We start from the raw sequence: 13,338 nt of genomic DNA, 5'->3' as shown, positions 1-13,338 counted from the left end.
CATTATAAAAAAGTCAAAAAATAGATTTCATGATAATTTCTAAAATTACATGAAATCAAAAAATAGTGCAAAAATAAGCATATTAAAAAATAAAAGCGAATATATAATAAAAAAATAAAATAAGAAAGATAAATTATTCTTCAGGTAAAGGAAGCTTTTGCCAGAAGAATATATCATTCTCTTTTTTAGCCACTTCCACATATCCTTTTCTTTCTAAACTTTTAAGAATGTTCTTTGTATTTCCAAATGAAAGGTTCTTGAATGCAAGATCATTTAGATAATCCTTTACAGACAATGTATCCATAGCTTCATCTTCAGGAAGCAAATGATAAATTTGTGACTGAATGGAATTCAAGTTCTTCAATTGAGGAGCAGTTAACTTATCATAGACAAACTTGAATTTTTCCAATTCCTCAACTGTTGATTTGTATCCTTCAATTTCCTGTTTTAACTTTTCAACTTCCTCTGAATTATTCTGATTTGAAGCATTGATAGCACCTGCATCACTTGAAGAGGAATCAATTAAATTAGCCAAATTTTCCAATTCCTCATCGCCAACAGCCCTAATCTTAAGCTTATTCTCTTTAGCCAATTCCAATTCTCTCTTGATGTCATTTAGCTCAAGCAATTCCCGATCTTCAACAGATGTCTTGTTAATGACTCCATCCTGAGACTGGTTATCCAAGAAGCTGTCATCAGACAATTCAAAGAATAGGTCTTTCACTTCATTCAACCTTTGGATTTGCAAGTCCTTTTTAGACAATTCATTCTGGACTTTAGCATATTCCTCACGGGAAACAGACTTGTCTTTCAACAATTGGATTTGAACATCCTTCTCACGAATTGTTACATCACGTGAATCAAGTTCCCTTTGCAATGCTACAAGATTATCCTTATTTACCAAATTATTCTTCAAGTCAAGGATTTCCTCATTTTGAGAAGCGATTTGAGCATTGAGTGACTGGATTTCCATATTCTTGTCATCAACAGTGCTTAAAGTATTGGCCAATTTGAGGTTAGCTTCATTTTCCTTATTTTTCGCTTCATCCAATTGACGTTGAACATCTGTTATCTTATTTTCAGCAATCTTCAAATCGTTTGAAATGGCTTGAATTTCATTTTCTTTAGAACTGACATCATTCAATGCCTCTTTCAATTTAAGGTTTGCCTGACCTAATTCTAAAGTTTTAAAGCTGTTGAATTCCTCATCAAAGGATTCCTTCATTTTAGAAAGAGATTCGTTTATTTCAGAAAGTTCATTTACCTTATCGGATAAGTTTCTGATGGTTTCATCCTTTGAATTCAAGAGATCCTTGGACCTGTTCAATACTTCAATATTAGTATTTAAAGAATGAGTTAAGTTTTCAATTTCATAGTTTTTAGTTTTCAAATCAGCCTGATACTTAGCCTTCAAATCATAAATCTCATCGTTTTTTGCCTTGATGTCATTGTCAAACTTATCTAAAAAGTCGCTAAGCTCTAATCCTTTGCTTTTCAAGTCATCTTCAAACTGATTTTTTAAAGAAGAGATTTCATCATCCTTGATTCTTAAATCTTCATCATATCTAAGTTTTAAATCTGAAATTTCAATTTCATGCTTTTTCTTTAAATCAATAAGTTCTTCTTCTTTTTGTTTTAAAGACTGTTCAGATTCATTTTTTAGGGTTTCAAATTCATCATTGGACATTAGGGAATTTTGCTCATCCTTTAATTGGGCAATTTCCATCTTAAGCTTGTTGATCTCCAAAAGGGACGATTTCACTAATTTCTGTAATTTAAATATTTCACTAGAATTCTCAAAACTCATTTTATCACTTAAATATAACTTAATTTAATGCTAATCAAAATAGATTAATCCATAATTAAAACTATTAATTTAATTTATGTTTAATATCTTATTTAAACTTAATTAATTAGATAAAATTAAATTTAATGAAAATCTAAGTTTTTTATAGAAAATTAGATAATTTTAATAAAAATTAGAAAAAAATAAGAAGGGAACATGTGAAAAATAAAAAAAAAATAAGGTAAAATAAGAGAATAAAATTAATATGATTCTTTGGTTTTTGGAACATTCAATCCATCATAACCTATTCACTTGCAAATCCTTACGAGGGACTACTCTATGGTATTTGACATTAGGATAACCTATAACCATGCATGAAACTACATCATATCCTTTCTCAAGTTCAATGAGATTTCTAAGTTTCCTGCTTAACTTTGTACACATTACGAAAAATCCACTGTATAGGACCCCTAAACCTAGACTGTTAGCCATTATCTCCATATATGCGCTTGCAAGTCCCGCATTGATACTGCTTTTGCTTGAAACGACTATGACCAATGGAGCGCCTTTGAAGAAGAAATCGTCAGTCACTTCAATTCTTCTCAAATAGCTGCTTAGATTTCCCATTTTTTGCCTTTTCTAAATAGATTCACACAGATTTCCTCTGCTTCCTTCTGCTTTGAACCAAGAATTGTATATTTGACATTTTGTGAATTCGCACCAGTTGGTGCATATCTTCCAGCTTCCAATATCATATTGATTTTTTCTTCTTCAATGCCAACTGGTTTGAACTGACGTATAGTTCGTCTACTTTTCATTGCATTCAGTAGAATGTTTTCATTTATTTCACTCATAGACATCACCATTTCATCACTTAAATCATAATTCACCATTTTAATGGCACCTTCAGGACAAATGGCATAGCAATGTCCGCATTCCATACATCCCTTGTCATGTGTCCGTATTTTGCCATCTTCAAAATAAATAAATGAATTCGGACAATCATTAATGCAAGAGGAGCAAGCAATGCATTTCTCATAATCAATTAAAATAGGCTCCATATTTTTACCTCTTAAAATCCTAATTATAAATTTTAATTATGATTTATAAAAATTTTATGATATTTTAAAAAAATAATTAAACATTTTATTATTGTATATTATTTTGTTTAATTCAAGATAAAAAAAAAACTAATTAAAGTCTTCACTTCTTTAATCATTTTTAGCAAACTGAAACTATTTAAATCAAACCATCACATAGCATTTAGCCTTTAATAAGTTCCAACATATAGCAAACTGAAACTATTTAAACCAACCCTAAATTAAAAATTGCCATATTGATTTTAAAAAAAAATAGATTATATATAAAAAAAGAAATAAAAACGGGCCCGACGGGGATTGAACCCGCGACAACAAGGTTAAGAGCCAAGCGCTCTGCCAGACTGAGCTACGGGCCCGGTTGAAAAATTATAAAAAAACAATATTATATTATACTTTAAATTATTTAACTATTTTGTTCTGAGCACCAACATTTTTTGTTCTTTGCACCAAAATTTTTCTAAAAAGAATAGATTGAAACTAAGAAAATAGAATAAATAAAGAAAAGATAAGGGAGGCAGAAATATTATAACCCCATAGCTTCAAGCATGGATTGAATACCTAAGACTATGATGGCCACTCCACCAAATATTTCAATGTAGTCTGCATATTTGATAGCCAGTTTTGTCCCATATGTTCCAAGCAACAGCCATATGACCACTGCAATCAGGCTCAATATGGACAATATAAATGGGTCTACATGTGCTACAGCACCTTGGGATGCCAAGATGAGGTTTTCAATGTTCCCAAAGATGAGCAGTCCTGTAAACTGGGCATAATCTCTTAAATTTATCATCTTAGGCATCTCCTTTAGTTTCTGAGATATGATGAACTGCATCGCGGATGGATATGATACCTAATATTACAATCGCTAGTCCACCAAGGAATGTGATGTATTGGGAATATTGCATTGCGACATCAGTTGCAACAAATCCTATAAATAGCCATACAACGACAGCAAAAATACTCAACAATCCTAAAACTTTAGGATTTACACCTGCAACAACACCTTGCGATGCCAAAATAAGGTTTTCTATATTTCCAAAAATAATTAGGCCTACAAAAGGCATGAATTCTTCCAACATAAAATTTCTCTGTCAAATCAATTGAAAATTCAAATTCTTATTAATGAGATCAGTATCATGTAAAATCCATTTAAAGTTCAATGAACACAATACCCCTCTCATTATTAAAAAATTTAATTTTTACATATTCCTATTTATTATAGGGCATATATAATTTTTTTCTCTTTCATAAGTTTCAAAAAACACCTGTTTAAAGAGTAGGCTAAATAAATGGAACAATCTTTCAATGAAATTTTAAAATTAAATTTTAGAAGAAAAGTCATTTCATTAAATTGGCAATATCTTTTATCATGGATTACAATGAGTTCATGAATTGAATGAGAAAATATGATTCATGATAAAAATATCAAATAATGAAAAGCAGATATTCATAGAATGAATGGGAAGATTTTATTTGGGCAAAAAACAAGAAACAAAACAACAATTGGCATCACTTGAAAAAGACATTACTGACAATATATTAGTGAAAAAAACATGAAATACATATGGAACAATATAATGTAAAGTGTTAAAATAAACTAAAAAGAAAATTTAAGATTCATCTTATGAAAACTAAGGAAAAATAAAAATGCTAAATTCTGGACAATAATCTTCCAAAGAAGGATTCCTTGTTTTTACCAACTTTAAGATCCAACCTAGACTCAAAATCAGGTTCAACCAATCTTATTTTCTCTTCATAATTCCTTATCTTTTTAATATGAACCTCCTGATCCTCTGCAAGCTTAATTACATCCAGATAATACCAAATTCCAGTCTTATATGAATTTACAGCCAAATCATTATACTTGCCATCAAATACGCTTTCCAAATCATCACCAAAAGTGAAAAACAGTTTAGTCAATTCGAGAATGCGAAGATACCATTCCTTATTGACTCTTTGGGCATAGGCATCATTGGCCATTTTCCTTGTATTTGCATCCCCAGAATTCTTGAAAGTGACTGCAGTTATCTGGAATACGCCACCTACTTCCCAAATTGCTTCCATTTCCTTGTCTTCATCCATTTGACTATCCCTTATTGACTTTAGGATTTTAGGAGATATGTTAGTCATTTTTCTAATATATGGGATTATTTCAGTGACTTTTGCCTTATCTGCCTTCAGGTAAATTATATTCAATTGAGCGTTAAAGTCGTTAGGATTTCTTTTAAAAGGGGATTCATAATAGCTTAAAGGTTTTTTGGATGAAAATCCTTAGTCTTTTCAGTTATGGAACCTTTTTTGATTCAAAAGTCTTTTGATTTGATATCACATCATCCGTAAGTTCTATAACCTCAAATGCGGAATATTCTCTGCCACAGCCAGTGCAGATGTACATCTCTTCCCTTCTGGCAAACTTATTGCCTCCACATTCCTTGCAATGAATTTCCATCATATGATAATCCTCTTTAAAAAAAATAAAACTCTTAAAAAAGCTTCTTATAAAAAATAAACTTAACTATTAAAATTTAAAATATTATGTAAATATTCTTTATAATCTTATTTTACGAAACGTTAAATAAGTATTTTGCTAAACTAATTAAGTGGTTTAACCATTTTGAAAAATAGAAATGTAAAAAAATAAATACTTATAATAAAAATAGAATTAATCTAAAAGGTGAATGGGGTAAATTCATGATAGGTGATGATGACTTTTTCATGCAGAATGCAGATTATCACTATGGAGCCAGCGATGCAGAGAAGATGTAGGAAGAGACTATGATGATTCTGATCTTGGAGGCTACTATCCAAGAAGTTATGGAGGAAATGGATCAAGTAGACAAAATGCTAGCTCCGAAAATGACAACAGCGGAAAATATTGCCTTGCAGGAATTCTGATTGTTCTTGCAATAATAGTTATGGCAACAGTTGTTGTACCAGCAGTTTTTGAGTCAATGTCTAACACGGCAATCATAGATGATTTGAAGATTACCCGATACAATCATTCAATTCAATACGATTCAAAGGTTTCTATAGAAGAAGGATATGAAATTACATACAATCAGAAAAGCTATGGAAGACATGCCATAAATGTTATATTCTACTCAAAAAATGGGAAAGTATTGTATAATGACAGCAACTATGTGGGAACCTGCTATCTTGAAGATGTGCCATATCAAGTGCATTTGGATGAAAAAGCGGATTACGCAATATTTGAAGTATACAGAACCCATTTGGATTATGGCAAGTGCATATATCGTGAAAGAGTTGATGTTGACAATGTTAATGTAAAGAAAGAGTTTATTGATTATGATGCCATGCCATAATTAAGTTCATAAAACCATAGTTTTATGAAACTTCATAAAAACTAAAAAACAATTAAATTTGTAAAAGATTTTTATAATGACCTTTTAAAGCTATGGTTTATGAACTTAATTAAACTTTAAATTGTTTTTTATTTCTTCTGTCTTATTTTCTATAATTTTTGGGATTTCATTTATGTTTTCTTTAATGTTGTCTGTTTTATTTTCCATATAAACTGGAATTCTTTTTCTTTTTGATTCTACAAATTCGCTAATATCATCAATATTTAGGAAATTGTCAACATCCTCCCTTGTTGGAAAGATTTTCTTGGAGTGACTAACTGATAATGTTTGATTAATGTTTTTGCTTTCCTTATTCTCAATCTTTTCTTCAACTTCAGGACTTTTTAATTTAAAAATTGTTATTTCAGGAGCGCAATTGATTCTAAGCCAGAAAACATTTGTTCCCAATCCCTTAGATGTGTATTGCACCATATCCCCCACTTGGTATTCTCCAACAGGGTATTTTCGAGAACATGCACTTCTTAAAATTGTGGTGTTGAGTCCTGGAATGATGAATTGTCCACCATGGGAATGGCAGGATATTTGAAGTGCAAATCTTCCGGTAGTGGCAGCAATGTCTGCAAAATCAGGTTCATGCGCAAGCATTATTGCAGGGCCATGTTCTGGTATTTTAAGCATAACAGCATCAATGTCTTCCTTATTCAGTTTCATGCTGTCAACACCAGCAATGTGAAGATTAGCTACTCCCTTTTCCCCATCCTTACTTATTGTATAGACATCATTGCTCACATCCATTATTCCTGCATTTTTCAATATTTGCCTAATTTCATCTGCTCCGTTCCAATGGTCATGATTTCCAAGCACTGCAAGGGATGCATCTTTAACTTCAATCATTGATAGGCATCGCTCAAGGTCTTCTGCAACATCCTCAAGAACATAGGACACATAGTCTCCAGTAAGTGCAACCATGTCTGGCTCCTGTCTGTTTACAATATCGATTACACCTTCCAGATACTCTGCAGTCAACCATTGGCCAAGATGAAGATCAGAGAGGTTTACAATTTTATAGTCATGGAAAACAGGGTCCAAATCCTTGATTTCAACATTAACCTCAACAATATCATATCTGCTTTCATCAAATTCCATAGGTACGATCTTTTCTCGAGTGATTGTCATTCCCTTTTGTATCTTTTGTCGAGCAGTAAGTCCTAAGGGTTTTTCATTAGACATAATTTTCACTTTTAATAATTATTCATGATAAAATTGATGATTACTTAAAGATTGATTTTTTCATATTTGTTATAGTAAAATATTCAAAATAATTAAAACCAATGTTATAGCAGATAGTACAATTAATAAAGTCCTGTTTTCTCTTTCCTTATCTTTAACTAAAAGCACTATAAGCACTATGATTAATAAAATACTGATTATTGTTAAAATAGACATAATTATTACCTCCTTCAGTATGCATACCTATATTTTTTAAGGAATACATATCTTCTGAAGCTATCTTTAATTTAAAAAATATTTTTTTAAAATTAAATAAATTATTACTTCTATTTTTGTAATTTATTTAATGTTTAAATTAAATCATTATATCAATTCAAATAATTTATTAACAATAATTGAAATATAATTAAATATTAAAATCATTGCTTTTTAATGATTCATGAAAATCAATAGTGAGGAATATGAAAACAGAAAGCCGAGATTCTGCTGAAAATATGCAAGAAATGGAAAACTCATTTGACAGGAAACGTCACATCATTGGTGCAATTTTAGGTCCCTTATGTGCTATTATACTCTGGTTTCTCCCAATAAATGGACTTTCAGATCCAGCCCATCACCTGTTGGCAATAATGGCGTTGGTATCCATTTGGTGGATAACCGAACCTATAGCCATTCCAGTCACATCCGTGCTTGGCCCCACACTCTGTGTCATGCTAGGTGTTGTGCCTATGAAAGATGCCTTTGCAAACTTTGCAAATCCAATAATATTTCTGTTTATGGGCAGTTTCCTCATTGCAACAGCTATGATAGTTAATGGTCTTGACAAACGTATTGCTTACGGAATCATTTCAATGAAATGGGTAGGGGACTCCCCTCAACGCATCTTCCTAGCCATAGGGCTTGTATGTATGGTTTGTTCAAGTTGGGTTAGCAATACTGCTACAGCAGCTATGATGTTCCCAATTGCACTGGGACTTCTTGAAGCAATCAGGGATATGATGGCTAAAAACGGCAAGGATATAGACCTTTCCAATTATAAATATGCCACAGGGGTTATGCTGATGATAGCTTATGCATGTTCCATTGGTGGTGTCTTCACTCCGATTGGTACACCTTCCAACCTCATTATGATGGGATTCCTCGAGCAACTTGCCCCTAATGTTCCACATATATCATTCGTCCAATGGATGATGTGGGGATTTGTTGCAATGATTGCCTATTTCGTGTTAACTTATATCATATTATGGCGCATGTACCCATCAGATGACAAGCACATAAAAGGAGCAGAGACATATATCAGCGAACATGTCAAAGAGCTCGGCAAATGGACCAAAGCAGAGAAGAATACCCTATTCGCTTTCATCTTGACAGTTATTCTTTGGATTACACCAGCAGTTCTGACTATCCTCTACGGTCCTGATGCTGCAATTGTGAAAGCATTCAGCAGATATTTCCCAGAGCACATAGTTGCTTTAATTGGTGGATTGCTACTCTTTTTCTTGCCTGTAAACCTTAAGAAAGGAGAGATGACACTGAAATGGAAAGACGGTGTTGCAGGTATAGATTGGAGCACACTATTGCTTTTCGGTGGTGGTTTGTCCCTAGGAGCACTGATGTACACTACAGGCTTATCCAACTGGATGGGTAGCTGTCTAAGTAATATAATAGGATCCAATCCATCTGAGATTATCTTCATTGTGGTTTTCTGTGTTTTCACACTCTTGCTTACAGAGTTCACTTCAAACACAGCATCTACCAATCTTATTGGCCCGATTGCAATCACTACCGCTCTGTCACTGGGATTCAGTCCTATTCCTGTTGCTGTAGGCATTGCTCTATCCTCATCACTCGGATTTATGATGCCTGTATCTACACCACCTAATGCAATTGTCTACTCCTCTGGCTATGTCCCTATCACAAAGATGATCAAGACAGGAGCCATCATAGATTTAATAGGAATCGTGATTATAACTATTCCAGTAGTTCTTGTGGTTGTTGGAGCAGTTATGGGAATATAAGAAAATCAGATTAAAAATCGTACAAACTAGTTAAATTAAGTTCATTAAACCAAAATTTTATAAAACTTAATAAATTCTAATAATAGAATTTATTAATTAAAAATTTATTTATGATTTAACTGGATACTTGTTATAGTTTTCAGTTCTATTTTTAATTTCTTCAAAGTTTTCATCAATCAATAATTCCCCATCTTTAAATACAGTTCTTAATTGATCTTCACCTTCAGCATCTTTTGGAACAGTTTTAAACTCAAAATCATCATTTATTAACAATTTGAATCTTCCTTTTTTGGATTTTTTGCTGCTGTCCAATGGCTTTTTGAATATGTCAATCCATTCCCCATTTCTAAGTTGGGCAGAACATTTGAATGCATTTCTTTGGGTGTCTCTGTTTACGGCAGTATGCAATCCTCCACCCATTCCAAAGATAAGGTTTTCAGCAGCCCATCCTTGAGCCTTTATGCCAAAGAGTATGTCTCTGATTTTATGATAATCCAAACCATCTCCCCAAAGAAGGCCTATATTTGCTTTGAATGTTTTATATCCTTTGGAATTTTCTTGGCTTCCAAATCCTCTTTCAATTATTTCAAGACAATCGATTGTTGTTGAGATAGGTTCTCCACTGTCTGGTCTGAACACTACCTTGTTTCCTTCAGTTTTGTTTAGGAAGGTAATGATTTCATCATTCAGGTCATGTCCTTTAATGCATGCATTTTCCAAGAAATTCTTATAGTTGTAGCTGTCGATTACAATTGACAATATTCCATCATGAGCATTTTGGACAACGTTTATTGCTTGGTCCATTTCACCTTCCGGACCCATTGCAGTCATTACACTATGTTCAGTTGCCTGAACTGAAAATCCTTGAATCTCATTGCTATTGTAATAGTTTGTAGGTATTGCAAGTGCTGGTACAGTATCTGTACCTGAAAAGCTTAATAAATTAGCTGAACCGGCTAATCTTGATGATTCAGTTGAACTTGCTCCACGATAACCGAAATCATGCAACATAAAGTTAAGATTGTCTTTAGATGATCCTGTTATATCCAAATAAAAATTGCAAAGCTTTTTAACTTCTGCAGATAATGTTGCAATAGTTGATGGGTACCATACTTGAAGAAGGAGTGATTCAAGATAATTAGGCAACCAGTATGCATGCTTGTCTGTATTTTCTATAGTCATCAATGCATTGCCTACATTAACTGGTGTTCCTTCTGGAACCGCTTTTATTTCAACAGGGAGTTTTCCATCAAGTTCCTGTGCAATGTACATCCAATCATCAGTGTTGAAGATTCCTGGTGCAATATGTGCATCTACGATTTTCTCCGCTTCCAATACTTTTTCTTCACTTACTACACTGCCTTCAAGGTATTTCTTGAGGATGTATTGCAGTCCATAAAAAATAGTTTTGTTAAACTCTGCACCACTTCTGCTTTCAAGATAAGAATAAATCCTTTCAGTGCCTTTTGGGTATAAGTAGTGATGGGTGAGTTTATAGCTGTCTGTCAATAGGCATATATTATTCTCAATCATGTTATCACCCTTTTATAAATGTTGTTTTTGACTATTTATAAAGTTTTTGGTGATATTTCGGATTAATATTAATTAAAAAATTTCATAGATATTTTTTTGTATTGTTTTGATTTTCTATTTTCTCTTAATGCATATATCATATATTTTCAATGTTTTCTTTTCATTTTTAATCTCATAGTAACTTTTTTTAATATATTAGTTATATGAAATCATATCAAAAAATAGGCAAATCTGATTATTAATTGTTTATTGTTATTTTTTTAAAAATAAGAACGGTGCAAAATAAAGAATTATAATTTTTAATTGTTTATTGTTATTTAATTATGTTCATTAAACCAAGGTTTTATGAAACACTCTTTATATCTATTGAAAAAAGAATAAAATAAAAATAATAAATAAATAAAAAAAAGTAAAAAAAGAATTAATAAAGAATATTATAATATTTGTTTATTAATCAATTCAGCATTCAAAATAGAAGCACCAGCAGCACCTCTAATTGTATTATGTCCTACAAGAACATATTTAATGCTTAATTTTTTCTCTCTTACCAACGCAAATAAAACCCATTATACTCTTTATCATTGACTAAAGAATTTACAATCTTTTGAGCTTGCTTATCAATTATCTCACCATAAGTTAAATTCTCTCCCTCAAAATTTATTTTGGAATTCACCTTATCCAATATCTTTGCAATTATCAACTTTCTTTTTTCCAAGCTTATGCTGTCATTTCTTTTATCCAAATCATCATTTGTTATTTGACCCGTATTTATTAAAGAAAAAACAACCTTGTCAACCAGTTGCTGTCTGAACTCCTCAATCAAATCAAAAGTCAAGCTGGTTCTTCTATCCCTATCAAAATGCAGAAATCCACAATATGGGTCTAAACGATTGAGAACCAAATGTTTAGTTACTTCACTGGCAAGTATGGCATATCCGTAATTCAGCATTGCATTGGTAATATCATCTGGAAATCTATTGACCCTTTGATAGAATTTAACATCATCAGGCAAGATTTCACTTATTGCCATCCAATAATAGGTTGAGGCATTTCCTTCAATACCCATAATCTTATTTTTTGCATTGGATACATTGACATTTGGACCAAACCTTAATTTATCCAAACTTTTTACAGACTCGTTGATTTTGTTTTCATGAAACTTAACATCCTCTATGCTTTTTGATTTGTTTAAAGTCCGAATGGTGAACCTTTGATTAAGAAGCTTAGACCTTATTATTTCTCGTGAAATGGATAGTCCCTGATGATTTTCACTGAATTCATACTGCTTTTTCCTTAAGAAGATATTCTCATATTTTGGATATTCGAGAATATAGTTTATCTTACCGAAATAATCAATTGACATCAAGGGAATATTGTTATCTGAAATAAGCCTTAAAGCATCAAAAGTTACAGAGCCCCTTCCAATAATCGTTATATCATCAATTATTTTTATATTGATCTTTTCAAGCTCATCATCCTTTTCCTTAATCAATATCTGATTATCACGCTTATGAATTGACTTATTGTAGCCTTCAATTAGTATCTTCATTAAAATCCCTCAAAAAATCCTATACAAATCTTCTACAAAACTTAAGTTCCTGCCAAATGTATTGGTCTTATCATAGCAGGATTGGCATATTGGAATCATGATAATGCTATCATATTCCCTTATATTCTCCATAATATCTGTTTGCATCATAAACAGCTCATCATAATCAATATCGCCAAAATACAGATTTTCCTGAATTCGCTTAAATGCAAAGTGCTTTAATATGCCTATTAATCTTTCCCTATTCGTCTTGAACTTTATTTCAAAAGAAACTAAAACATTCATAATAACACCTATGAGGATATTTTTAAGATTTATTATTAGAATAGATTATGATATTTTTTAAAAAAGAATTAAGATCTAAGTAAAATAGTTATAAATTAATAAATTGCACTTAAAAGATAAATAAAAAGTTTTTTTATACTTAATATAAGAATAATGAATGTTTATCTCTTATTTGAATAAAAGAAGAGATTATAACGATTTAAGATTTTATTAAAAATTTGGAAACCTACCCAATATAACAACGTTAATAATATCCTCCTCAAAATCAAGGAAAAAAACAAGGAAAGATTTATATAATATGATAACAAATTTGTGGAAACATACCTATTATAACACTGTTAAAAACCCCTTCCACAAAACTTTTATAAACCAAGTACAATAAACCATTTAAATAAGTAAAATAAGAAAAAATATTAAGGGTTTAATTTAGTTCATTAAACAATAGTTTTACGAAACAGCTGCAACAAATTTCTATGGAATGTATATTGATAAAGTAAAACCAAATAGAGTA

The 13,338-nt window shown here is 31.6% G+C and carries 13 protein-coding genes and 1 tRNA gene; 2 read left to right on the top strand and 12 right to left on the bottom strand.

From position 1 onward, the window contains the following. Positions 1-133 precede the first annotated feature (133 nt). The 8 genes from VW161_RS04920 to VW161_RS04885 form a co-directional block, all read right to left on the bottom strand. Positions 134-1,807 carry a hypothetical protein gene (locus VW161_RS04920; protein ID WP_304086384.1) on the bottom strand — a complete coding sequence of 558 codons (1,674 nt, stop codon included), beginning with the start codon at positions 1,805-1,807 and terminating at the stop codon, positions 134-136. 276 nt (positions 1,808-2,083) lie between these two features. Continuing rightward, positions 2,084-2,413 (bottom strand): nitroreductase family protein, encoded by a 330-nt coding sequence (locus tag VW161_RS04915; RefSeq protein WP_304094726.1) that lies wholly within the window; start codon positions 2,411-2,413, stop codon positions 2,084-2,086. Then, entirely contained in the window at positions 2,401-2,847 is a 447-nt protein-coding gene (locus VW161_RS04910; protein WP_304094729.1) for a nitroreductase family protein, read from the bottom strand. Before VW161_RS04910 ends, VW161_RS04915 begins: the two co-directional genes overlap by 13 nt. A 321-nt stretch (positions 2,848-3,168) precedes the next feature. Then, a tRNA-Lys gene (locus tag VW161_RS04905) sits at positions 3,169-3,242 on the bottom strand. A 167-nt stretch (positions 3,243-3,409) separates the two neighbouring features. Next, a complete protein-coding gene (locus tag VW161_RS04900) occupies positions 3,410-3,679 on the bottom strand; it encodes a hypothetical protein (protein ID WP_295606818.1) in 270 nt (89 codons plus the stop codon). A 1-nt stretch (position 3,680) separates the two neighbouring features. Beyond that, on the bottom strand, positions 3,681-3,968 hold the full coding sequence (locus tag VW161_RS04895) for a hypothetical protein (RefSeq protein WP_304086391.1): 288 nt from the start codon (positions 3,966-3,968) through the stop codon (positions 3,681-3,683). A 571-nt stretch (positions 3,969-4,539) separates the two neighbouring features. After that, positions 4,540-5,085 (bottom strand): hypothetical protein, encoded by a 546-nt coding sequence (locus VW161_RS04890; RefSeq protein ID WP_304136446.1) that lies wholly within the window; start codon positions 5,083-5,085, stop codon positions 4,540-4,542. Positions 5,086-5,173: 88 nt separating this feature from the next. Next, positions 5,174-5,341, bottom strand: coding sequence for a hypothetical protein (locus VW161_RS04885; RefSeq protein ID WP_325192757.1), 168 nt, complete (start codon positions 5,339-5,341; stop codon positions 5,174-5,176). 463 nt (positions 5,342-5,804) lie between these two features. On the opposite strand from VW161_RS04885, the gene VW161_RS04880 reads away from it, so the two are divergent. After that, positions 5,805-6,212 (top strand): hypothetical protein, encoded by a 408-nt coding sequence (locus VW161_RS04880; RefSeq protein ID WP_325192756.1) that lies wholly within the window; start codon positions 5,805-5,807, stop codon positions 6,210-6,212. Positions 6,213-6,317: 105 nt separating this feature from the next. Here VW161_RS04880 and VW161_RS04875 read toward each other — a convergent pair whose 3' ends face one another. Continuing rightward, positions 6,318-7,442 carry a metallophosphoesterase gene (locus tag VW161_RS04875; RefSeq protein WP_325192755.1) on the bottom strand — a complete coding sequence of 375 codons (1,125 nt, stop codon included), beginning with the start codon at positions 7,440-7,442 and terminating at the stop codon, positions 6,318-6,320. Positions 7,443-7,903: 461 nt separating this feature from the next. Between VW161_RS04875 and VW161_RS04870 the strand changes: the two genes are divergently transcribed. Beyond that, positions 7,904-9,460 (top strand): SLC13 family permease, encoded by a 1,557-nt coding sequence (locus VW161_RS04870; RefSeq protein WP_304089065.1) that lies wholly within the window; start codon positions 7,904-7,906, stop codon positions 9,458-9,460. Between the two features lie 108 nt (positions 9,461-9,568). On the opposite strand, the gene VW161_RS04865 is transcribed toward VW161_RS04870, so the two are convergent. The 3 genes from VW161_RS04865 to cas2 form a co-directional block, all read right to left on the bottom strand. Next, positions 9,569-10,993, bottom strand: coding sequence for a nicotinate phosphoribosyltransferase (locus tag VW161_RS04865; RefSeq protein WP_304089066.1), 1,425 nt, complete (start codon positions 10,991-10,993; stop codon positions 9,569-9,571). Between the two features lie 544 nt (positions 10,994-11,537). Beyond that, positions 11,538-12,542, bottom strand: coding sequence for a CRISPR-associated endonuclease Cas1 (gene cas1 / locus VW161_RS04860; RefSeq protein WP_304094797.1), 1,005 nt, complete (start codon positions 12,540-12,542; stop codon positions 11,538-11,540). Between the two features lie 9 nt (positions 12,543-12,551). Then, the gene (cas2, locus tag VW161_RS04855) at positions 12,552-12,827 is read right to left on the bottom strand and encodes a CRISPR-associated endonuclease Cas2 (protein WP_304089070.1); all 276 of its coding nucleotides are present in this window, start codon (positions 12,825-12,827) and stop codon (positions 12,552-12,554) included. Positions 12,828-13,338 lie beyond the last annotated feature (511 nt).

Source organism: Methanobrevibacter ruminantium (assembly GCF_016294135.1).
In the GTDB taxonomy this organism is placed as follows: domain Archaea; phylum Methanobacteriota; class Methanobacteria; order Methanobacteriales; family Methanobacteriaceae; genus Methanobrevibacter; species Methanobrevibacter ruminantium_A.
This window is presented reverse-complemented; position numbering and strand designations above follow the sequence as displayed.

What these genes read in the sequence shown, in the direction of transcription:
- VW161_RS04920 (WP_304086384.1), bottom strand. Translation starts at nt 1,807, where the DNA reads ATGAGTTTTGAGAATTCTAGTGAAATATTTAAATTACAGAAATTAGTG.
- VW161_RS04915 (WP_304094726.1), bottom strand. Translation starts at nt 2,413, where the DNA reads ATGGGAAATCTAAGCAGCTATTTGAGAAGAATTGAAGTGACTGACGAT.
- VW161_RS04910 (WP_304094729.1), bottom strand. Translation starts at nt 2,847, where the DNA reads ATGGAGCCTATTTTAATTGATTATGAGAAATGCATTGCTTGCTCCTCT.
- VW161_RS04900 (WP_295606818.1), bottom strand. Translation starts at nt 3,679, where the DNA reads ATGATAAATTTAAGAGATTATGCCCAGTTTACAGGACTGCTCATCTTT.
- VW161_RS04895 (WP_304086391.1), bottom strand. Translation starts at nt 3,968, where the DNA reads ATGTTGGAAGAATTCATGCCTTTTGTAGGCCTAATTATTTTTGGAAAT.
- VW161_RS04885 (WP_325192757.1), bottom strand. Translation starts at nt 5,341, where the DNA reads ATGATGGAAATTCATTGCAAGGAATGTGGAGGCAATAAGTTTGCCAGA.
- VW161_RS04880 (WP_325192756.1), top strand. Translation starts at nt 5,805, where the DNA reads ATGGCAACAGTTGTTGTACCAGCAGTTTTTGAGTCAATGTCTAACACG.
- VW161_RS04875 (WP_325192755.1), bottom strand. Translation starts at nt 7,442, where the DNA reads ATGTCTAATGAAAAACCCTTAGGACTTACTGCTCGACAAAAGATACAA.
- VW161_RS04870 (WP_304089065.1), top strand. Translation starts at nt 7,904, where the DNA reads ATGAAAACAGAAAGCCGAGATTCTGCTGAAAATATGCAAGAAATGGAA.
- VW161_RS04865 (WP_304089066.1), bottom strand. Translation starts at nt 10,993, where the DNA reads ATGATTGAGAATAATATATGCCTATTGACAGACAGCTATAAACTCACC.
- cas1 (WP_304094797.1), bottom strand. Translation starts at nt 12,542, where the DNA reads ATGAAGATACTAATTGAAGGCTACAATAAGTCAATTCATAAGCGTGAT.
- cas2 (WP_304089070.1), bottom strand. Translation starts at nt 12,827, where the DNA reads ATGAATGTTTTAGTTTCTTTTGAAATAAAGTTCAAGACGAATAGGGAA.